Annotated in this window: 22 protein-coding genes; 5 read left to right on the top strand and 17 right to left on the bottom strand. The window is 47.3% G+C overall.

What is annotated here, in order from left to right; genetic code table 11:
* Nucleotides 1-2 precede the first annotated feature (2 nt).
* The 5 genes from H6797_00990 to H6797_00970 all read right to left on the bottom strand — a co-directional run bounded on the left by H6797_00990 (nt 3) and on the right by H6797_00970 (nt 9,384).
* Nucleotides 3-5,552 carry a hypothetical protein gene (locus tag H6797_00990; protein USN96762.1) on the bottom strand — a complete coding sequence of 1,850 codons (5,550 nt, stop codon included), beginning with the start codon at nt 5,550-5,552 and terminating at the stop codon, nt 3-5.
* Between the two features lie 339 nt (nt 5,553-5,891).
* The gene (locus tag H6797_00985; GenBank protein USN96761.1) at nt 5,892-6,095 is read right to left on the bottom strand and encodes a hypothetical protein; all 204 of its coding nucleotides are present in this window, start codon (nt 6,093-6,095) and stop codon (nt 5,892-5,894) included.
* Between the two features lie 55 nt (nt 6,096-6,150).
* A complete protein-coding gene (locus tag H6797_00980) occupies nt 6,151-7,215 on the bottom strand; it encodes a hypothetical protein (GenBank protein ID USN96760.1) in 1,065 nt (354 codons plus the stop codon).
* Nucleotides 7,216-7,266: 51 nt separating this feature from the next.
* Entirely contained in the window at nt 7,267-8,340 is a 1,074-nt protein-coding gene (locus H6797_00975) for a hypothetical protein (protein ID USN96759.1), read from the bottom strand.
* Nucleotides 8,341-8,403: 63 nt separating this feature from the next.
* A complete protein-coding gene (locus H6797_00970; protein USN96758.1) occupies nt 8,404-9,384 on the bottom strand; it encodes a hypothetical protein in 981 nt (326 codons plus the stop codon).
* Nucleotides 9,385-9,423: 39 nt separating this feature from the next.
* Here H6797_00970 and H6797_00965 point away from each other — a divergent pair, with 39 nt between their 5' ends.
* Complete coding sequence (locus H6797_00965; GenBank protein ID USN96757.1) at nt 9,424-9,981, top strand: hypothetical protein; 558 nt, start codon at nt 9,424-9,426, stop codon at nt 9,979-9,981.
* A 2-nt stretch (nt 9,982-9,983) separates the two neighbouring features.
* Here H6797_00965 and H6797_00960 read toward each other — a convergent pair whose 3' ends face one another.
* The 4 genes from H6797_00960 to tatA all read right to left on the bottom strand — a co-directional run bounded on the left by H6797_00960 (nt 9,984) and on the right by tatA (nt 12,582).
* Nucleotides 9,984-10,856 carry a hypothetical protein gene (locus H6797_00960; protein USN96756.1) on the bottom strand — a complete coding sequence of 291 codons (873 nt, stop codon included), beginning with the start codon at nt 10,854-10,856 and terminating at the stop codon, nt 9,984-9,986.
* Nucleotides 10,857-10,965: 109 nt separating this feature from the next.
* On the bottom strand, nt 10,966-11,175 hold the full coding sequence (locus H6797_00955; protein ID USN96755.1) for a hypothetical protein: 210 nt from the start codon (nt 11,173-11,175) through the stop codon (nt 10,966-10,968).
* A gap of 83 nt (nt 11,176-11,258) precedes the next feature.
* Complete coding sequence (gene tatC, locus H6797_00950; protein ID USN96754.1) at nt 11,259-12,449, bottom strand: twin-arginine translocase subunit TatC; 1,191 nt, start codon at nt 12,447-12,449, stop codon at nt 11,259-11,261.
* The gene (gene tatA / locus H6797_00945; protein USN96753.1) at nt 12,397-12,582 is read right to left on the bottom strand and encodes a twin-arginine translocase TatA/TatE family subunit; all 186 of its coding nucleotides are present in this window, start codon (nt 12,580-12,582) and stop codon (nt 12,397-12,399) included. Before tatA ends, tatC begins: the two co-directional genes overlap by 53 nt.
* Nucleotides 12,583-12,668: 86 nt before the next feature.
* Between tatA and H6797_00940 the strand changes: the two genes are divergently transcribed.
* Complete coding sequence (locus H6797_00940) at nt 12,669-12,896, top strand: hypothetical protein (protein ID USN96752.1); 228 nt, start codon at nt 12,669-12,671, stop codon at nt 12,894-12,896.
* Between the two features lie 44 nt (nt 12,897-12,940).
* On the opposite strand, the gene H6797_00935 is transcribed toward H6797_00940, so the two are convergent.
* Together H6797_00935 and H6797_00930 are read right to left on the bottom strand one after the other, a co-directional pair.
* Nucleotides 12,941-13,447 carry a nucleotide exchange factor GrpE gene (locus H6797_00935; GenBank protein ID USN96751.1) on the bottom strand — a complete coding sequence of 169 codons (507 nt, stop codon included), beginning with the start codon at nt 13,445-13,447 and terminating at the stop codon, nt 12,941-12,943.
* Nucleotides 13,448-13,462: 15 nt separating this feature from the next.
* Nucleotides 13,463-14,170 (bottom strand): transcriptional regulator, encoded by a 708-nt coding sequence (locus tag H6797_00930; GenBank protein USN96750.1) that lies wholly within the window; start codon nt 14,168-14,170, stop codon nt 13,463-13,465.
* A gap of 115 nt (nt 14,171-14,285) precedes the next feature.
* Here H6797_00930 and H6797_00925 point away from each other — a divergent pair, with 115 nt between their 5' ends.
* Nucleotides 14,286-14,537 (top strand): hypothetical protein, encoded by a 252-nt coding sequence (locus H6797_00925; protein ID USN96749.1) that lies wholly within the window; start codon nt 14,286-14,288, stop codon nt 14,535-14,537.
* A 36-nt stretch (nt 14,538-14,573) separates the two neighbouring features.
* The gene (locus tag H6797_00920; protein USN96748.1) at nt 14,574-15,221 is read left to right on the top strand and encodes a nucleoside monophosphate kinase; all 648 of its coding nucleotides are present in this window, start codon (nt 14,574-14,576) and stop codon (nt 15,219-15,221) included.
* On the opposite strand, the gene H6797_00915 is transcribed toward H6797_00920, so the two are convergent.
* From H6797_00915 to H6797_00895, 5 genes are all read right to left on the bottom strand, one after another.
* Nucleotides 15,218-16,129, bottom strand: coding sequence for a hypothetical protein (locus tag H6797_00915; GenBank protein ID USN96747.1), 912 nt, complete (start codon nt 16,127-16,129; stop codon nt 15,218-15,220). The genes H6797_00920 and H6797_00915 overlap by 4 nt on opposite strands.
* Nucleotides 16,130-17,317 (bottom strand): ornithine--oxo-acid transaminase, encoded by a 1,188-nt coding sequence (gene rocD / locus H6797_00910; GenBank protein USN96746.1) that lies wholly within the window; start codon nt 17,315-17,317, stop codon nt 16,130-16,132.
* Between the two features lie 85 nt (nt 17,318-17,402).
* On the bottom strand, nt 17,403-18,545 hold the full coding sequence (locus tag H6797_00905; GenBank protein ID USN96745.1) for a hypothetical protein: 1,143 nt from the start codon (nt 18,543-18,545) through the stop codon (nt 17,403-17,405).
* Nucleotides 18,520-19,518: a hypothetical protein gene (locus H6797_00900; GenBank protein ID USN96744.1), complete on the bottom strand. Its 999-nt coding sequence runs from the start codon at nt 19,516-19,518 to the stop codon at nt 18,520-18,522. Before H6797_00900 ends, H6797_00905 begins: the two co-directional genes overlap by 26 nt.
* Nucleotides 19,519-19,611: 93 nt before the next feature.
* Nucleotides 19,612-20,685, bottom strand: coding sequence for a hypothetical protein (locus H6797_00895; GenBank protein USN96743.1), 1,074 nt, complete (start codon nt 20,683-20,685; stop codon nt 19,612-19,614).
* 45 nt (nt 20,686-20,730) lie between these two features.
* On the opposite strand from H6797_00895, the gene H6797_00890 reads away from it, so the two are divergent.
* Complete coding sequence (locus H6797_00890) at nt 20,731-21,270, top strand: hypothetical protein (protein ID USN96742.1); 540 nt, start codon at nt 20,731-20,733, stop codon at nt 21,268-21,270.
* On the opposite strand, the gene H6797_00885 is transcribed toward H6797_00890, so the two are convergent.
* Nucleotides 21,267-22,166 (bottom strand): hypothetical protein, encoded by a 900-nt coding sequence (locus H6797_00885; GenBank protein ID USN96741.1) that lies wholly within the window; start codon nt 22,164-22,166, stop codon nt 21,267-21,269. The two genes, H6797_00890 and H6797_00885, sit on opposite strands and share 4 nt — an antisense overlap.
* Nucleotides 22,167-22,290: the final 124 nt, after the last annotated feature.

The following is a 22,290-nucleotide window of genomic DNA, read 5'->3' as shown; positions in this document are numbered from 1 at the left end:
TTTTACGTCAGACCAAACCACACATAAGTCCACTCTTCTATCCAGCCACCCGTGAGATTTACCGGAATATCCGAATAGCTACCATCACCAAAGTAACCAATGTGCGGCTCAAGAGTCCACGGGCGATAAACCCCCATAGCAGCGAGTTGTATGCTCCCCGTATGACCAACCGACATAAATCCAACTGCGTACATCTGACCGGCAGTAAGGTTTACCGATGATATAGAATTCGGCGACGCTGCACCGTCGTCGACAATCGGAGCGGTATCGAGCAGAGCACCATTCCACCTATCTGCCTTATTTGCTGAGCGAGCAATACATGTCATATCGGCCGGCCACACACCAAGATCATCCACCCGGAAAATAGCGACTTTACAGGCAGTCGCTCCTGACTGCGAAGAGGTGCCTCCAGCTGTCATAGAAAGAATATTGCTGACGGTCATGTTTGCAGTCGGAGTAAAGAGCGTCATAGGCATATCGCCTGAATTTAATGCCCAATTGTTGTGACACAAGATTTGCGGAAACGGTTCAAACCGGCCAGAATCCATGAAAAGCGGGTACAGCGACTGGGATGTCATGACAATATCGCCATTGGCATACACAGAGCCACTACCCTTTGTATCGAGGTTCAAGTCGATATTGGTATCACTACCCGCTACTGCGACAGACGGCCCGCTGCCAGTAGCGGTATTCGTGATATTAACGTAATTTACTGCACTCGAAGTAGCAGTCAAATTAATCGAAGTATTGCCATTCGTATCATTAACCTGATTAATCTTGGGAGATGTCAAAGTCTTATTCGTCAATGTGTCTGTCGATGCCTGACCGACAAGCGTGTCAGATGTGGCCGTTGCCGGTAGCGTCAGCGTTTGCGTACCAGCGTTCGTTGCAGCGCTGAATTTTGTCCAGCCCGTACCGTTCCATACGTTAAAGCCAAGGCCGTTATTTGCTAGCCAAACTTGCTGCATCTGACCACCTATGCCACCGGAATATTTGAATGAAATACCAGTCGTTCCCCAGGTGAATGCAGAGGCGTCATTCGGATATTCAACGAAGAAGAGTGTCCACGCTCCTGGCCACGTGGCGTTTTGCACATGGACACTCATGCCATTTGGCTTGTTCGATCCAGACATGTCGCTCGCACGAGTGACGGTCAGGTTTGTGGTATTTCCAGTGACCACATAAATACCGTTGGTTGGCTGGAATGTCGTAGCGTAGGACGAACCGACGCCGGTCGTGGCAGGAGCATTAATAATAAGAATACGGTCGCCAATGGCTGGCGTGTAGCCGTTGATTGTTGTGCCAGAGACTTGTGTGACGCTGCCAGATGAAATAGTAAATGTCTCAGAACCAACTGTCATACCCTGACAAGGAGCGAGCATGCCACCACTGCCGCCAGTTGGCGTGGACCAAGTACCATCTCCACGAAGAAAAGTGCTGCTTGACGGTGTACCGGTAACAGCAGGAATGGCAGTAACGGATGCGATGACAGGGTTGCCATTAGCCTGGACAGTGCCAGTGCCTTTGGAAGTTAGGTTCAAATTGTGATTGGCGTCAGCACCTGTACCTTGAAGTGTCGGTGTTTGACCCGTCGTGGAATAAATTGAAACTTTTCCGGACCCTTTTGGAACTATAGTTAGACCGACGTTTGTATCAGCGCTAGCGCCAAGCTGGATAGCTGGGGTTCCACCTGTTGCATAGCTTTTTATCGTTATGTAATTCGCTACAGTCGTGTCATCTTTAAATTGGGCAACGGTAGTTCCATTATTACTTCCGTAAATCTCACCAATCTTCGGGCTTGTGAGAGTCTTATTCGTGAGCGTTTGCGTTCCGCTGATTGTCGCGACAGCAACACCGTTCTGGTTGAGTGTTCCCGTTCCCTTTGGCACGATATTGATGCTAATATTCGTATCACTACCGGTAGCAGTAAATGCGATAGGTGTTGAGTTGCTGCCGTAAATAGCACCACCACCACGAGTAAGATAGCCTTCGCCTCGACCAGTACTGTTGTAAGCATATGAAAATAGCGAACTAATACGTACCTGTGCCCCCCATGGGCGCCCCAGGGTGTAGCGTATCTTTGTGTAGGTTGTACTGTCACCGCCAAAGTAGACACGATGCACCGGGTCAGAGTTGTCGGTTACAGTATAAAGTGTTGACCAGCCACTCTTGTATACTTCTATTTGCACATCCTTTGTGCCCCAGCCGTGAGGGAACACAATGCCCATGTAGCAGCCATATCGCTGCAAGATAGACGGAGCTATATCAACGGTAATAACGTACGTGTCGGTTGCAATAGTCGGATTATCTAAACAAAACGATGTATCTGCTTTAAACCAGTCATCTGCTGCCAAACCAACACCAGATACGTTATAAAATCCAGTGCCAGCACCATAGGTATTGAATGGAGAGCCGTTCTTTTGTACGTCTACCGCACCGCCGCGGAACAAGTTGTATGTGAGATCCGAAGTATAATTCGGCTCAAACGTATACCAAGCGCTCTCGGGGTTGGTGTTGAGTGTCACTGTTTTCAATTCATTTGCAGAGTTATAGGCGGTAATCTGGGCTCTGTTGGCGAGGTCTGTCGTCAGGCTCGTGACTGATGATTGGGCGATGTTCGATAGAGTGTTCGATGCGCCAGATATCGTCTTGTTCGTGAGAGTTTGCGTTCCGCTGATTGTCGCTACCTCAACTCCGTTTGCTTTGACTGCACCAGTTCCCTTACCAGTGAGCAGTAAGTCAACATTGGTATCTGAACCGTTAGCGGCTATTGAAACACCATTACCAGTTGCCGCACCAGTGAAGTCGATTCTATTTACTCCTGATGTCACGCCTGTAAAAATAGCGACAGAGGCACTATCGATGCCACTTCGTATAATAGTGCTTCCTGTACCCTTTGGGCGTAGTGAAAGACTAATATTTGTATCAGCACCAACAGCCGTCACATATGGCTGTCCTCCTGTTGCTGCGTTGATAACACTTACGTAATTTACAGCTGAAGCAGTCGGCGTAACACTAAGCCATATAGCACCATTGTTATCGTACAACGTACCTATTTTAGGGCTGGTGAGCGTTTTGTTGGTGAGAGTCTGCGTGCCGTCGACAGTCACCACCGACCCAGCGCCTGTGCCGACAGCTGCCATAGTGACCACACCAGTATTGTCTACCGAGAACTTCGATACGCCACCGACCTGTGCGTCGATGAGGAGTTTGGTTCCGGAACCTGTGGCTGTTTCGGTAGGGTTTATGAGGAGCCCTGTATATCCAGCCGTGCCAGACTGATTAACAGTAGGCTCAATGGCCAAGACATTTTGAATGGTGCTTGCGGAGGCAAGAGAGTCGGTACCTCCGCCTACGCTAACCATCTTGAGACCGCTAGCCGAAGTTTCCCAACGCAGAGCTATACGCGTACTGCTTACTGAAAATTGCGCATAACTATAAAGATTTGTTGGATTGTACGTAGAGTTATTAATACCAATACGAAGATCACGATGTACACCCGTACCAGCCACATAGCCACCGATTTCGGCGACATTGGAATTGTAGCGTATACTTACCTTCTCATAATTTGTTGTTTCATCGGCAGTGTTATACAACGTCGTTAAATTGCCGTTTGGTACTGTTACGCTACTTCCCATGCGCACCGTACCCGAACCCTTGGCGAGGAGTTTCAAGTCATGATTCGTATCGACGCCCGTAGCTTGAAGCGTAGGAGTTTGCCCTGTGGCTGCATAGATCGAAACAGCGCCGTTGCCCTGAGGCGTGAAAGTGATACCGATATTTGATTCTGCTCCGACAGCAACAATGCTTGGTGCAACACCAATTGCCCTGCTTCGCAATCGCAAATAGTTTACCGCGCTTGCTTCACTAGTAAATTCAGCCACAACATTCGACGTAGTTGTGTCTTTTATTTGATCAATTATTGGCGTGGTAAGGGTTTTATTTGTCAGTGTTTGCGTACCTGTGATGGTGGCAACTTCGATACCATTGGCCTTGACTACACCAGTTCCTTTGGCGGAAAGGGTTAGGTGAATATTGGTATCTGCGCCCATAGCCAAAATCTGCGGACCATTACCCGTAGACTGGCCGACAATTTGAACGTAGTTCACCGCACTAGCTGCAGTATTAAGCAATAGAGCGTTACTGCCACCAGGGGTCAGGTAGATAAAGCTTGTGCCCTTTGACGATAGAATCAAGTCGATATTTGTATCTGACCCTGCAGATTTAATTATTGGACCTGCGGTCGTCGCCCTATTGGCAATATTAACGTAGTTGACTGCGCTCGCGTTGGCAGTAAAATTCAACACCGTATTACCGTTGGTATCGTAAACCGTATTAACCTTCGGGCTGGTGAGGGTTTTGTTCGTGAGGGTTTGTGTGTCAGTCGTCGTGACAACATCAACACCATTGGCCTGAACTGTACCTGTTCCCTTTGGAATAAGATTAATACCAACATTCGTATCTGTGCCACCAGCAGTCAACGACGGCACCACACCAGTAGTGGAACCGTTCGCCTGAATATAGTTTACGGACGAAGTTGGTGCCCATGCCCTAAAGGCGATATTGCTGCCTGTGTACAATAAAACAACCCCTGTGCCCTTAGTGGACATGACGAGGTTAATATTTGTATCAGACCCTACTGCCTGAAACGTTGGGGAAGAACCAGAGACAGCACCCAGTGCTTGAATGTAGTTCACCGACGATGCACTAGGCGAGGCGGCTTGGAAAGCTATCCCATTCTGTGCGGAACGTAGAATAACTGCGCCAGTTCCTTTTGTATAAACTGACAGCGACAAATTCGTATCAGAACCTGTCGCCGAAATACCGACAGAAGAAGTGGTAGCTGAGTTCGACAGAGTGATGTAATTGACTGCGCTAGCTGACCCGCTCGTGTTAAGAACCGTCGCACCGTTGGAATCGGTGATTGTCGGGGCCTGGATCGTCTTATTTGTCAGCGTCTGCGCCGTATTGGTACCAACAAAGGCCGAGTCGGCGTTGGGGAATGACCACGTTCGAGTAGTGCCAGTAGCGATGCCAGTGAGTTCAAACTTGAGCTGCTTTGTGGTATCGCCGTCATCTTGCAGGGTGAAGTTTGTGTCTTTGAGAGTGATGGTACTCGTGTTGCTAATAGAAGAAGACCACGATGGGATACCTCCGGCAACAGTAAGAACGTTGCCAGTAGAACCAATGCCGAGTCGTGTGAAGTAGCCAGACGAATTGCGGTAGTAGATATCGCCGGTGGCACCAGAGGTGTCGTCGTAGGCGGCAATCTTGCGGCGAGTCGGGCCAGACGTGTCCGTAAGGTAGTAGTTATCGCCGGCAAACTCCATGGCTCCGGCTTCGGGAGTGGTGAGCAGGGTACCGCTGGTGAACTTGAGCGGAGCGGTACCTGCCGCTGCGGTGCCCGGCTGGATGGTGATTTTTTGGTGACCGCCGTTGATGGCATTGTCGGTATCGTCGTTGAAGTGCTCCTTCGCAAGGTATTGGCGAAGAATATCACCCCAAACACCGTCGTCGGAGTTGACTATGGGGAGGCGTTGCGGAGTAGGCATTACGGTGCCCTCCTTTGGAGGTCAATTGGGAGATGGGAAATAGTGATTGGGATTTGGTAAATAATAGCAACGAGCCAAGAGATGACCCCACTAACTCCTAACTCCCAACTCCTAGCTCCTAACCCGTAGCCAAACTGAGCAAGACCGATTGCAATCGGCCAGATCGTTTGAACAGGGGTGCACAGAGAAGCTGTACGGGTACGCTTAATGTAAAACAGTGGTGTACGCTGTTTCATTAACCCCTTTGTTCAGTTATTGATACGTGAATTGACCCCCTATTCGAAGGTCTGTGTTTAGTATACCCTCGCGAAAGCGTGAGAGCAATGTGTAATTACGGTTTTATACCCCGAATTTGCTCGAACCAAAGCCACGACCGGCTTGTGCATTGGAATGCATAGCCTTGCCACCGCTCTTAAGAAGAAACGAAAGAAAATTATTAACGCCAAACAAAGCGATGATTGCCATACCTGCAAGCTGCACGAATTCCTTGCGGGTCATTTCCTTTGCAAACAGCTCACTTGTCAGTTCTTTTGTTTCTTTCACACCATTAATCCCCTAGTGCTTACTAGTATAGCAGAGCATTAGCGGTATCACAATGTTACTCTTCTGGTTTTTGCTCGCTGCGTTTGGGTCGCCTAAATAGTTTGAATATCCTGCGGATAATACTCCACACTCCCAATAAAAGAATTGCTATTACGGCCACCGCTCCTAACAATATTTTCCATGGCAACACCCAAAATGAGGTTTCTTTTTGAATAGCAACGTCGCGCAACCCATCGTTGTATACTGCCACTAGCTTTGCCGTGTAAGCACCTATACGAAATTGAGACAATTTTGACCAGTCCCACTCTTCGCTCGTTTTTTGACTACCATCGGAAGCGGTTGTTGCTTTAAATAAAGGAAAACCGCCTGACCATTGGGCCGTTAGCACTCGATTACTCCCTGGCAAAATATATCCGGCTTGGTTATTGACTGGGAGGGTTGCAATCGGCGACGCATCATTGCTGCCTCGTTGAATAAAAATATTGCCAAACGGTTGAATGATCGTGTTACCGTTATTCCTAAACTGCATTGTTAGCGAGGCAGGCAAATATTCGTACATTGATTGCGACGCCACGAATTTCTCTACCGTCAGGCTACGCACAGCGCCAGGACGATCTACATTTATAAGAGTAAACACCGCGACCGAACCTTTAATTAATCGGCCCGATTCTATGACAGTTGTATCCTGCGCTCTTTGAATAAGCAACACGAATGAGTAGCTGAATCCTGTGTTTTTGGGTAACGCAATATGGATTTTTTCGGTCATCCACTCCCCTGACTCTACAGTGAATGTCGGTTTGCTAAAACGTATCCACTGTGCAATATCTGGAGCAGTTTTGTCGTCTATTAATACCTGCCCAGTTTTGTCATTTATAGTGAACCTTCGAGGCACTATCTTTAATGCCTCGGTGCCTGTAGAGCCATTGCGTATTTTGAGCTCTAGATCTCTCGATTCGCCGGGCTTCAAAGTTGCCACAATCGGAGACGGCGTCACCAACAGTGAAAAATCGGAAGGTGTTTTGGCGGCATATACACTGAGTGGAGCCATGGCGAGCACACCAATCATGACTGGCAACAAGCCAATCAGAAAATACAATCTGCTACCCCTCTTTAAAATCATTAATCTCATTATACATCTAGCCAATGTACACAAGCTAGAAACCGTAAACTTTTAGAACAATCCTGCACCGATAACGGTAATCGTATCGGTGTAGTCTGAAGCTGCTGGAGTAGTTCCCTTGATAGCTGCGTTGTTCGTAAGAGTCAAAACTGCAGTATCGGCAGTACCGTCTGATGATGCCAATGTACGTAGTGATGTGTCGAGCCCACCACCCTTACCAGCAAGACCGCCCACAAAGGCAGCTGCCACACTAATTGTACCGGCACCGCCAACCTGTGATTGAGTGACACCTGTGTTGTAGCCCTCAGTGCCAGCCGACAGCGTACTATTCGAACCTGGGGTTGTAGACCCAATAAGATAGTTGCCGGCGTTCACTGATTTTAGGCCGGCGTTCGAATCTTTTGCCCATACCATCCAGCCGTTAAATGCATTCGTGTCAATTGTCACCGTGCGAGGAGTTGGGCTCGATGCAACAGCGGCAGTCGTAATGGTACCGAGGGCATCGGTGTTTCCGCTCAAAGCAAACGAAAACGTAGTCGGGATGGTCGCGGTAACGACAATCTGATCGTCGGTAATCGTTGCCGTAGAATAAGGCGCCGTGTCAATAAGAGCTGGGCCGCTATCGTATGTGTCGATCTGGCCAGTGTTCGAGCTTGTAGCACTCGACTTGGTTTGTACCGCAGCGGAGTTTGTCCAGTTAAAGCAGTAGAGGGTGCCGACAGTCAAATCGCCACTCGGGAATGTAACCACTTGGCCAGTAACATTTGTGGCGGTATTGATACTCGGCCATGCCGTACCGCCAGCTGGCCACGCGAGGTTGGTCGTATCGACAGTCCAATCTCCTAAAGTACCGCTCAGCGTATATCCTGTAGGGAACGTTACTTTTACGGTTGCTTCAGTTGCCGTGGTTGCCGACATAAAGCACACAGTACCAGTGGTAGCCGTGCTTATTTTCATACGATCAAACCGTACGAATGATTGCGTGGCTGCTGCAAAGACATTGCGCGCAACAAGTGGAGAAACTACGACACTAAAAACAAACAACGCAGCTACTGCGACGTGTATTTTTTTGATGCTATGCAGGTTAATTCTCATCGAGATACGCCCGGTTTTCTCTTTCAGCATGAATGTACATATAACTTTGGTGCCAGTATAACGTAAGCGGTGTCATAACACAAGCACAATGCATTAGTGTGACCGAGGTCGACGATGCCGGACGTGTCTTTTGTTGCGGACCACCGACCACACCAGCAATCGACCATGCTGCAAATACCACATAAACATCAGGCTCGATAAGGTAATGACATACGTATAGATAAGATACCGCTGCACAGTTTCTAGCGATGGCGAAATTGTCCACATGCCGCCCTCTACCACTGCTACCTGCTGCAAACCTTGTGTTAACGCAACGCTATATAGGGTGACTGAGTTGTGCTTAGCGTCGCTGGCTTTAATAATGACAGTATATGCCTGTTGCTTTGCATAGTGATGGCTAAACACCTGCTCAGACGTATCCGCCCCAATATATTTACTCGTACTGCCGTCTCCCCAGTCCACCGTGACTTCATAAGGACGAGTACCCCCTTTGAAACTTCCCTTCCACGTTGCGTTACCATCTGATCCGATAATGATAAACGGATCGTCAGTTTTTATTATTATTGGCGTTGGCTCAAGTGGGGTATTGATAGTAAGTGAAAAAGGATGTTCGCGCGTAACAATCAGAGGGCTACTACTCAAACCAACTTCTTTTGTAATTGCCATTACGGTAGCGACAAGCACATGATGACCGTAAGACAATGTAATTGGTACCGAGAACGTGCCGTCTGCAGTACATGGCTGTGCGCCTAATAATTTCTTTCCTTCGTATATTGCTACGATTCCTGCGACGTGCCCCAATGGGCACGTACCTCGCACGGTGATCTGACTGTTTGTCGTTGTTAGCCCGCTCGCCGGAGAAGTAATGACTGGGGCGATTCTTGGAATTGTGGCAGGCACAGATGCCGTGACTTCATAGTCGCTTGCTCTCACCAATTGCCCAACCAGCGCCAACATACCAATGGGCATAAGCATCAAAAAAAACAATACCCGATAAGACGTGTGGCGGTGATGGAGAAATTTTCCTGTGTGTTTGTGGTGGCGCAGTTTGAGCGCCTTGTGGACGCGCTTCACAAGCATAAGTATAGTACAGATATAGTATAGTTACTAGTAATGATGCGCTTTACGGTAACTAAAACTCACATCTTTTTGGCAGGGCTCATGACAGCCGGCAGTATCATGATGCAATTCCCCGTACACGCTTCACCATTTGGCCAAGGTGTATTCGACGCAAATGCTCCTTTTGGCTCATTAACGAGTTTAACGATTTCCCTTGGAGGTAACGTGTCGATGAACCTCACGCCCGGAGGATCCCAATATTCCGGTTCGGCATCGCATACAGTAACAGTCACTACCAACGACGTTGTTGGGTATCGACTATACGTGTATTGTCCAAACAGTACAGACATGACAAACGGAACCTACGTAATACCAACGAGCAACAATGGCAGTCCGAGCGCGTTAACAGTAAATACTTGGGGCTACAATACCGACGGTTCATCGAACTACGTGGGAATGCTCACCACTCCTGCGCTTATCAAAGATGCCAATGGCCCCTACACAAGTGGCGATGCCACAAATGTAACATATGGTGTTTTGACCGACATCACAAAAGGCGCCGGCAGCTACACGATGGGAGTTGTATACACGGTCGCCGCAAAAAATCTTTAATTCTAAGATTGCTCTTTCTTTATATATCGCCTTTGCCTCAACCACAAGGCAAGAAGCAGCACGAACACAGACGCGGCAATTGACCACGGAGGAATAAATATTACCAAGGTCGTTTTAACGATTTCAATGTTTGCGAAGTCTACTTTGTATCCATAGGTCATCGTATAGACTCCCGGCAAAAAGGGCGTGGGTACCGAACCAGATATCGTTCGCGTTGCGCCGGGCATTACTATATGGCTCGTGCCAGAGGCAGGCTGGTCGACAAAAAGTCCGTTCACCTTTCCGTAAAAATACGCCGTGAAATACACGTTGCCCGTGTCTTTCACGCTAAATTTATACGGAATTTCGTCTCCCATAACAAACCACGGCACGGAATCATTTTGCAATACACTCGTGCGCACAAGCTTGCCGTCGACAGTAACATAGAGCAACGTTGCTACTTGTTCCGTACCGGGCAAGGCGGCGCCATTGACTTTTGTGCTCGCAAAAAGTGCAAAATAGTACCCGCCCGGTTTTGCTCTTTCAGGGACTGTTACGTCATAGATGATTTTCGCGGCATGATTTGGTTGCAATGTTAGTTGCTCGAGCCGCGTCTTTACCCATTCGTGTTCGGGTTTGCTAAAAACGTAGTCGTACGTTTTATCACTCACCGAAAATTCTTTTACGCTCAAATCTACTACCATTGACTTGTCGGTAGCGTTTTTAACGGTAAAAAACGCCGTTTTCGTCGACCCTGCAGCCAAATCAAGTGTTTGTCGCGGCGGCGAAACCGAGAGTCCGTATCCCACACCTGCAGCGGTGGCGACTGATGGCACCGACGCAAGCGTCGACGCAACAGAAAAGATAAGTGCAACCGCTATTTTTTGTATCGTCATTTTAAACATTGTCTCCAAACATTGCATTTCAGTGTAGAGCTTTTACGTGCACGAATCAAACAGCTGCCAATATTCGCTTTGGCAGCTGTGCTTATTGTACGAAACCGTATTACAAACGACTCGAGTTGCCGTCTTCGCTGCCACCGTATGCGGCGCTACCGTACCCACCTTCAACTTTGTGCTGTTGAATAGACAGAAAACGAAGTGCGCTGCTTAGCCCAGTAATCGCAATTAAGCCAATTCCGACATGTTTCAAAAAATCCTGTCGGTCCATTTGCTTGTTTAGCAAATCACTCACTTGCGTCTTTATCGGTTGCATTGCTTTCCTTTATTCGTTGATACTTTTATTTTTGTTTAATGTATAAGCTTATTCAATCACGCTCATGTTTGACTGTCAATAATTTACGCCCGACTCATCATCGAAAAACCGTCCACAGAACGCATAGGTCGAGACTGTATGGTTGGTCGCTGCGGCATGCGCGCAGGTTGTACGTTTCTTGCAGGGGGCCGAATTGCGACAGGTTGAGCTCGGCCACGCACCATGCCATCCATCGCGCTGCGACGAACAGGCGAAGATACTATTTGCACTGGCGCAACGTTTGCAGTAGCCACCACTGGCTTCGTTTCGTTTAATTCAGCGGCGGGTGCAACTGGTTCGTACGCTTCGTCGGCAAATACATCAAGTTCATCGTCAAAAGCAAATTCCATGTCTTCCTCAAAGTCCGGCTGCCTCACCTGCTCTTTTTCGGAATGTGATCGTTCGAGCTCTTCAATAATGGCGGTTAGTGGTTCGTCGCCATCCAAAGTATTCCGCCCAACAACATAGCGTTTTCCTCCTACGCGGTGTCGAATATACACAGCGATTGCGCCTACTTCATACACGGCAATAATAGGTATGGCAACAATGGCCATATTCAAAGCATCTGGGGTAGGCGTGATGATCGCCGCCAAAACTGTAGCGGCTATAATAACGTATCTCTGAGCCGACAGTAGTGCCTTTGGCGGCAATGGTCGTACATAATCGAAAATAAAGAGAAGCAGCGGAATTTGGAATAATGCTGCAAGGCCGAATATGTATGTAACCACAAAACTAAGATACGACTCCGCCGTAAGGCTTGGCACCACGGCATTGCCGGCAAATGTTGCCAAAAAATCTATGGCCGCAGGAACGGTTACAAAATAGCCAAACGAAGCGCCTGCTGTCGCCAGAAAAGCAGAAATAATTATAAATGCCGCAACGACTTTTCGCGAAGTACCACCCAATAACGGCTCCATAAAGCGATACATATGATAAACAGCGATCGGAATACACAAAAGAGCACCGAAATAAATGCTAATGGTGAAAATAAAGCTAAACCCACCACCAGGAGTCAAATAAATTAGCTTTTGGCCATGGAGCGGTGCCATGACCAAACTAATCAATTGATCCTTAAACTGGAAGCCTATTGCCGATGCGACAACAAGCGCAAATACCACCCAAAACAAACGTGTTCGAAGCTCGTAAATATGCTCCAAAAACGTCAGGTTTTTGTTAGGCGTACTAGGCTTCTTCTGCTTCTTCGCTAGATCGTGTTGTTGTTTTCTTTGACCCATCACTCATGCCCTTGCGCAGTTCTTGCATTGACTGGCCTACGCTACGTGCTAGTTCTGGCAGTTTTTTTCCACCGACCAACAACAGGACGATCAGCAGGATAATGATTAATTCAGGTGTCCCTATTCCAAACATGGCTCCCTACACTCCCTCACTTATTGTTTTAACTCTTCCATAGTATATTGTTTATGATAGTATGGCAATAGGAGAGTCAAAAAAATATGGCAACATCATATAACTGTATCGGAAGCGACAACAGCGCATACGGCGCCGGCGATTTTGGTCTATGTAACGGCCAAACTGTCGGAGCACCGAATACAGGGTTATTTATGCAATCAATCGATAGCGCAAGCTTTACTATCATAGTTCCTTTGGCGATAGCAATCGTCGTTGTGGTTATAGCATCGGTAACCGTAAAGTTTCGCAAAAAACAAGAAACAGAATCATAGAGCCGGCAAAAAGCTTACACTGTAGGCGCTTTGATTTATAAAAGTCACCTGCGGGTGACTTTTACCATTGCATGACGAATCGGTTGGCCATTGAGTAAATAGCCTGCCTGAAGCTCTTCGGCTATGATTTCTTGCTCACCTTCGGCTTCTTCATCAAACTGGATAGCTTCGTGAAGCTCCGGATCAAATGGAGTACCAGGCTTTGCCTCGATACGTTTTAAGTTCATGCTTTCGAGCGACTTATCAAGATTTTTTGCGAGTCCCGCAACACCCTGAGCCCATTTGTTATCAGTAAGTTCAGCTGGAATATGTACGATAGCGCGTTCGATGTTGTCGATAACCGGGAGCAGTCGCAATACAGCCGAGGCTTCGCCAGACATACGAGCCATTTGTTTTTCTTGCTCCACTCGTTTGCGGTAATTTTCAAAATCTGCTCGAGTTCGTTGCAGATCCATCGTAAGTTCAGCAACTTCCTGAGCTAATTCTTCGTGGATATTCACATCGTCTTGCGAGTTATCGTCCGACTGCTGCTGTTTTTTACCTTTTACCATCTACCATCTCCTAACTTACAAAACTTCTTCTAGCATGGCGCCTGCATGCCGCACCAGCCGCATTACTTTGCCGTAGCTTTGGCGCGTTGGCCCTAAAACACCTATATAACTATTGTCGCTATACGGTGAACGAAAACGGCTGATAATTAGAGAAGCTCCGCTTGTCTTTCCTATTGGGTTTTCGCTTCCTATGTATACATTCAGTGGCTCGTTTGGCGCAGCCTCGCGTAGCCATGGTTCCAAATTGTCGAGCAAGCGAGCGACGGCCTGCACATGGTCGCCCTGCATAAATTCCGGCTGACTAAAAAGATTGCCTATACCACTCAAATAAAGCTCGTCACCAATGGTGGCAAGTCCAAGATTTTGCGTTAGTTCAACAAGACTATCAACGGCACTGCGGATTGCGCGATCAGCACGGTCACTGTGCGTATTCACTCGCGCCTCAATCGCTCTCGCACTGCGATCGAGCTGCGGCACTTCATTAATCTGCGCTTCATTAATAGTATTCACGTAAAATCGATAACCTTTGTCTGTCGGTATACGACCTGCACTTGTGTGCGGCTGTGTGATAAACCCGAATTCCTCTAGCTTTGCCATTTCGGAACGAATAGTCGCGCTGGAAACACCAAAAAGCTTAGCTAGCGTCACGCTGCCGACCGGTGAAGCCACCTCGGCATACTGTTCTATGATCGCTGCAAGTATCTGCATTTGACGCTCTGTCATGCTGTAATTATAGCGTATGTTTAGCACTCGTGCAACCAGAGTGCCAATCATGGCTGTGCACTATACTCAAGTACGCTACCCATGACACTTTGCGTACATGCTATAGTAAAGTTATATGGGATTTTTTGATGAATTTACTGATTTTGTAGGCGAAATAAAATCAATCAAAAACGAATTAACCGACATCGGAGATGGCGTCGTTAAAGATATCACATCGAGCGCAAGCGAAGTCAAAAAAACCGTTGGAGACACAGCCACTGAGCTAAAATCATCAGCGAATGAAATCAAATCAACACTTCAACAAACAGGACAACTTGAAACCGTGCAAGAAACAACTAGCGAACCGTCTACTCCAAAAAATCAGTAGTTTGTGTGGTCGAAAAAGGTTCTATATACTATACATATGGAAAAACTACCAATATCTACCGATCATCTCGATAAAATAAAAAAATGGCTCGGCGCAGGCGCGATTAATATCTTTGGGCTTCCCTTTGCCGGCAAAGATACCCATGGCCATGAACTGGCTCAGCTCTTTGATGCACCACTATTAAGCTCAGGAAAGGTTTTTCGTGATAGCAAAGATAGTCTTAGTCCGGAAGTAAGAGAAATTCTTGACTCAGGCGGGTTACCGCCATCCGATGTGTTTCTTTCGCTTTTCGAGCCCTATTTTAGTCGCGAAGAGTTTAACGGTCAGCCGCTTATTTTAAGCTCTGTCGGGAGGTGGATCGGCGAAGAGCAAGAAATTATGAAAGCCGCCGAGGAATCAGGTCACCCCATAAAGGCCGTCGTGTACCTACACCTCAAGCAGGCTACCGTTTATGAACGACAAGCCGTATCCCAAGAGGCAGGAGACCGCGGCGACCGCCCCGAAGACGCCGTGCATATACTGAAAACTCGTATAGATGAATTTAATAACAAAACAATTCCAGTCATAGAAGAGTACCGCAAGCGTGGTCTTGTTATCGAAGTAGATAGCGATGCAAGCAAAGAAGAAGTGCTCAAGTCTATCCTCGCTCGCCTATTTATGCTGGCATCCTCTAAAGAATCTTAGTCGTTATCTAGTGTCAATCCAATACAGCGACCGCCGCCGCCAGCTTTGTTGAGTTCTTTCAAATTCCGCTCGATAGCTTCGAATTTGTTTTCTCGCAATTTTTGTGCGAATGTTGGCGCCCCCGTGCTCATTACTACCTTATCAACACCATTGCTTATGAGGTTGCAGGCGAATGCGTTAACAGCCTCATTGTAATCAACATCTAACATTTTAATGCGATTAGTGGCGCAGGCAAGTTCAATTCTTTGTAAACTTTCGCTTGAAAATGCTTCGTTACATACAGCTATAAGCCCGTGGTTTTTCTCTGTAGGTGGTCTCAGTATAGCCATAGCTAAGTCAATGTCGTAAAACTCACTATCTTCCCAGCCAGATACTTTGTTGATCATTACCCCGCCGTTTTCATCGAGCTTCGGAATAGTCTGAACAGGCACGACAGTATAATCTGGCCAAAGGTGTTGCAAATAATCAGCCATGCCTGAATCTGTTCTATACCCTGAACCAACGAAAAGAACGTTTCCACATGCCAATGTGTCCCCCTGGCCGCTATAGCGCTCTATGCTACGTGGTGGATGAATAATCTGCTTGCCCAAACCTCGTAATATACGCTCGGCGTGTTTTACTTCGCCTTTGCGAGCATTTGGTAATCTTGCCATTAGGGCAACGTCGCGACGACAAAAAGCCCAATTGGCCGTGTAAACACTATCCTGCCAATTCTTCGCAGACGCACACCGTACTACCCGAGCGCCAATAATGCCGAGTGCCTCCACAACAGAATCGTGCTCGATCTTTGCCACTTCATTATCGGGCTGAATATCCTTGTCACTATAGACATTGAGCTCTACAACACCCCTATAGTTTTTGGTGTCGGACAATAAAACAGTGCGGTTAATAATTGCTCCTGCCATCATTTACCTCCTTGCGGCGTACAACGTGTCGCGCAGCTGCCGTACCGCAAAGTCAACCTCTTCCGGAAAGATATTGAGTGGTGGCGAAAAACGAATCGTGGATCCATGCGTATCCTTGGCAAGAACATTGCGTTGCAATAATCGCTCGCAAGCCCTGCGACCAGTCATTAGCGCAGGGTCAATGTCGACACCAAACCACAAACCCCTGCTGCGTACTTCGGTCACGCCATGACCTATTAATTCTTCGAGTCCTGCTTGCATTTCTCGTCCACGATCACGAGCATTTTTTTGATATCGGCCAGTATTAAGAAGCCCTATCGCTGCTCGACCAACAGCACAAGCCAAAGGATTGCCGCCAAATGTACTGCCATGCTCACCCGCCTTGATCACATCCATGATATCGCGATTCGCGCATACTGCCGAAACAGGTACAATACCTCCTCCGAGCGCCTTTCCCAATATATATACATCCGGTTCCACGCCCTCATGTTCGCATACAAAATCCTCGCCTGTACGGCCAAAACCAGACTGAATTTCGTCTGCCATCATCAACACGTTTTCACGATTACATATGTCACGAATTTCTCGTAAATAACCATTTGGCGGGATAATAACCCCCGCTTCTCCTTGAATAGGTTCAAACAAAATAGCAGCTGTATTTTCATCTATAGCGTTTTCAATAGCCCGAGAATCTCCATACGCGACACGCCGAAAACCGGGAGCAAATGGACCAAACCCGCCCCTTGCAGAGTTATCGTCAGAAAATCCAACAATCGAAGTTGTGCGACCATGAAAATTATCATGCATGACGATGATATTCGCCTTGTTTTTTGGAATTCCTTTTACTTCATACCCCCACTTACGTGAAAGTTTGATAGCAGTCTCAACTGCCTCGGCACCGGTATTCATTGGCAATACCGCCTCTTTGCTAGTTAGTTCACCAAGCTCCCGACAAAACGGCTCCAACTGATCTTGCTTATATGCGCGCGCAGTCAGTGTCAACTTATTGAGCTGGTTTTTAGCGGCTTCAACAAGAGCGGGATTTCGATGACCAAAGTTATTGGCAGAATAACCAGCCAAGCAATCGAGATACCACGTACCTTCGACATCTCGCACCCATGTGCGTTCTCCATATTCAAGCGCAATATCATTTAATTCATGATAGTTATTCGCGGACCATTTTTCAGTCATATTGCTCCTCTTTCTGCCACCCGTTATGTGTTAGTATACTCCGTTATTCGTATTACTTCATATTTGCAGCAAAACGTATATTTCGCTACGCATGCCGACGACGTCCGCGTACCTTGCGAGTTGCAAGAATCGCCCGCTCAAAATAATCACCAGCCCAAAATCCAATCACGATTGCGACAGCAAGAAAATACGTTGGAACGGGCGAATCAAACCAAGATAGATTCATGCTATTACCTACATAGCCAATAAAATCTTTTGGCTTTTCTGGTCCGGAAACATCAATTGTCGCCTGCATAAATGCCTGCTTACCATTACTATCAAAAGACTGCACCTCAATGGTGTATTGGCCTTTTTCAGTGTACTTTTTTGAGACCGTAAAATACCCCGGCTTACTTATACTCTTTACCAAGTCCGCAGAACCATCGCCCCAGTTAATCGTGACGGCATATGGCGGGCTGCCGCCCCACACCAATATGCCGATTATCGTTTCTCCTGCGGTACTCACATGACGTTGCAGGCAAATGATTGCTGCGCGAACTTCTTTTGATACCGGAATGCCCTTGTTTGAGCTGTAGTCGTTGCACGACACCACATATGTTTTGTTACACGCATCAGACGTTGCTTTTTGCGTACAAGATTCAGGCGACGTTGGCGTTACGCCCGGAACCACGATTGGGTACACCGGTACCTCTGTGGCTCCTGTATTTGGAGGTGCCACGTATATCACTTTCACGCTAGGCGTAATCGGCCCAGCTTGGTTCATGCCATTATAGTTCAATGCTGTCAGTTTATTAATGCCACCAAATAGCTGAATTTTCAGCTGAAATGTCGATTCTGTCGTGCATAATGTCGAACCAACAAGCGTGTTATTACTATACACAACGACTTCAGACGTAATAGAACATGTTCCTTTAACATCGATTATTGCCTTTTTAGAAACGGTACCATTTTTGGGCGATGTGATTACCGCACCTTCGGTAGGTGGCTCCGCAGGCACGGTAAGACCGACGGTCACATTTGTATCGGCCGCCGAAATATCATACCCAACGAACACAAAAAATCCCGTAATAACAAGAAGTATTAATAGAACTGGATACGACGTATGGTGACGATGAACAATACGCCCGGTATGGGCATGTTGCAAAAGCTTTAACTTGGTAGCTATCGGATGCGCAACCTTTTTGACTTTATACCGAGTAGTTTTAGTTTTTGCTTTCTTTCGAATCATCTTTTTGTTGTGCGTTTTTGTATTTTTTGATTACTCTCCTATTGTACGCTATCTGTATCCTTCTGAGAATAAAGATAACCAGCGCGATCACGAGTAGAATGGTCGCTATCAATTTGTATGGTATGACCCAAAACGACGTACTTGCAATAATCGCTTGCCCCTGCGATCCATAGCCGAGTGTTACCGTTGCAGTATAAAAACCGATCATATACTCACCATAGGTACTGTCAAAACGCCGAATACTCTTAGGCAAAACATTAGACTGCACTTTGTTTACCGGCAGTGTAGCCACAATCGATCCAAACATATTTTTTAGCTCAATGGCGCCAAACGGCTTGATATGAATGTTGCCGGTATTTTGAACCCGGGTAATAAAACTCACCGGACTATTTTCAAAAAAGTTCGACTCTTTGCCATTATTCACAGTGTAAAACGAAGCAATCGAAGCATTCTCCTTGATAGCGCCGTCGACCTTCACAAGCAGCAGCGTGCCTGCGCTTGCCGTCAGCCCAACACCTGTTTGCTTTATGTTTGTATTAGATCCGGAAAAATCCAGTACACCGTAGTGGCCACCCGGTTCGGCATCTGCTGGTACGATTACCTTAAACTCAACCGTACTACTTTTGCGTGTATTAAGGTGAAAAGAAGATACGGATGGCGTGGTCCATGTACGAATTGAAATCTGCTTAGGCAGTTGAGAATTACGTAACACCTTTGGCGAGCCTGTTTCATCCTTAGAAGTAAAATCATTTACTGAAACTGCGTAGTCTAAATCCCCAGCCGTAACATTTGTCACCTCTACAGTAAGGGTGTAAATACCCCCGCGCTCAGCATTCAACTCGATTATCGATGGACTTAGTTGGACACCTTGTGCAGCTCCTGCCGATTGCGCATACAAATCCGCTGGGAGCAACGACACGGAAACAAGCATAGCGATAATCAAAATCGTTGCTCGATTAAATATTCTCTTCATTCTCACCTATTTTACACTCTCTAATCAGATTATGAGATATTCCAAAATATCAAAACAGAATGCATGTTATTATCGGACACTACCTATGCGCAGCTAGTAATTCGCAGTGGCGTCATAATGCAGATTTGTCGTGTAAATGCCCGGAGGAGTTACACCCGCAATGTTCGCAATATAGCTGACTGTAAACGCGTTGGCGTTGGTAGGAACACTTACACTAGCCACCGCATCTCCTGAAGCAAATCGAAATGAGTTAGCCGTATTATAATTTGCAGTAGCCGCGGCCGTACCTGTGCCACTGACGTTAGATCCTACAGACGGAGTAGCATTGCTCACAAGATTGATACCGAACTGACTTGTACCAACCGAAGATGCAGCGTTCGCAGCCATAGCCGTAATAGTGTTACTTCCTGAAGTTAGTGTCGGGCCGGTTACCGTGACAGTATACCCATGCTCGCCATTTGTCGATGCCGCAAATACCGAGGTACCTGTTGCGGTAGCAGTAGTCGATGCAGTACCGAGATCCACAGTAGACCCTGCGACAGTAGCGCAGTTTTGGCCTGTGATACTAGTGCCGGTACAAAATGTAAGAGCCTCGTTGACATCTAGCACGACTTGAATTTGAGCAGAGGTACTAAGTGCAGTGTCCGATGAGTCTACTGCTGTTGTCCACGCAGCATCAGAGTACGTAGTGATTTTGGCATAAAACGTCGTATTGGTTGCGGTAGGGTTGTGCACTCCACCCCACTGTATACTGACTGAGCCAGATGGATTGGTAGCGTTGGCTGCATTAACAATACGAAGAGAGCCGGCCGAGGCAGTATTGACTGTCCATCCAGACCCGGCGCCGACACCACTAGGCTGTACAGCGAGTGTCGATGCAGAAGCAGAAAAACCAGCAGGCGTAGAACAAGCGCCCTCTAGTGACGTACAAAACTGCACACCGACAGACTTGATAGCTGTACCAGTAGTCGGAAGGGCGTCGCTCGTTAATGTATACGTAACCCCAGAAGCATCCCCTACAGAGGTAGAAAGCGTGATTTTACGATTCGTAATAGTACCGGCATTTGCAAACGGCGCTTGCAAGAAGGGGGTAACCGTAAGTACAAACGCAAAAACCAACCCTCGGATGGTCTGCCTACGCGAATGTTTACCCTTGCTATATTTCATTTGGTATTACTACGGTTTATCAGATGATACAATGATACCACAAGCATGAAGAAAACCATAGCCTTTATCGGAGTGAGCGTTGTTGCGGTATTTGTATTCGTACCTCTAGTGCATGCGTCTTCATACAACCAAGGCAAATACAACGAAAACGTGCCGTATGGGTCCGCCACCTACATCGCCATTAGCACCGACGGCGACGTTTCGCTTGCCGTCACACCCACCTCATCGGGTTCACAAGTGACTGGCACGAGCACTGTCACCGTTACTTCTACCGACGTAGTTGGTCACAAACTCTATCTGCGTTCCGAACCAAGTACCGACATGGACAACCTTGGCGATGTTTTACCAACTTCCGGCAATGTCTCTCCTGCCCCTTTGGCAATAAATACATGGGGGTACAACACCGATGGTTCCAACAATTTCGTTGGCTCTTCGCTCACCGACACACTCATCCGCTCGCTCACTGGCCCAGCAATGTATGGCGATATCACTACTATCACTTACGGTGTCAAGGTCGACCTTGCAAAACCAGCGGGCAATTACACCACATCGATCGTATACACTGCCGTGCCAGATATTGATTAGGCAGTCTTTTTCGTTCGTTGTCGCAGTTTCCAGACTACATACGATATTCCCGCAATGACTATGACAGTTAGCGAAGCAAGCGGCACATACGATTGCTTGGGCAAAAAGTAGATTATAAATTCCCTCTTAGCCGCAGGCGCATCGCCCAGCCCAACGGTATATACGGCTCGATACACGCCTACATATTTCAATACTGGCATCTGCGCCGAGATAGCTCGCGTGGTGTGCGGCAGTACGAGCGAATCACCACTCCGCGAGGCAACCTCGCTATTATCAAATATGCTCCTCACACTGACTGTGTATTTACTACGAAAATGCGCCGTGCCGGTATTCGCGACAACCAACTTCCATGGTTCATAACCGTCAAACACGACCGGGCTTTTGAGTGATTTCAGGCTGCCAATTCGCGTTACGTCGCCCCTTACGGTCAAATATAGCAGCGACGCGATTCGTTGCTCGGTGTGGATTTCGCCCGGTGCAGTTTGTACATCGCTCGATGCAAAGAGACTTATATATCGCCCGCCCGGTTCGGCATTTTGCGGCACGTCTACAACATACGACACCACATGAGTCTTACCAGGATCAATATCTACCTCAGGAGAATCAAACGACACCCACTTCGACACATCAGACTGCGCGTCAAACGAATAATCGTATTGCTGATTCACCACCCCAAACTCTTCGGCGTCCAAGCGCACGGTCATTTGCGTATCTGAATAATTTGTAAGTTGGAGTTTGCGACTGATTGTCTCACTCGGCGAAACTGACAATTCTGTTCGTAAGGGAGCGAGCGCTAGACCCTTTATATCTCTTATGGCGCATACCGTCTGGGCAGGAGCAAGTAAAAAACATAGAATTGTCACCAATGTAGCAGCCATGAGCTTTGTTCTCTTCATAATTTCGCACATATCAGCATCATATTGGTCCGCCACACATACAAGCTTACCCCACTATAGCTTTATGCACTATCATAATATGAGATTTATTTATTGATTCGTTCATTCACCATATAAATGTAAG

The organism is Candidatus Nomurabacteria bacterium, from assembly GCA_023898645.1.
GTDB lineage: Bacteria > Patescibacteriota > Saccharimonadia > Saccharimonadales > Saccharimonadaceae > UBA2112.
This window is presented reverse-complemented; position numbering and strand designations above follow the sequence as displayed.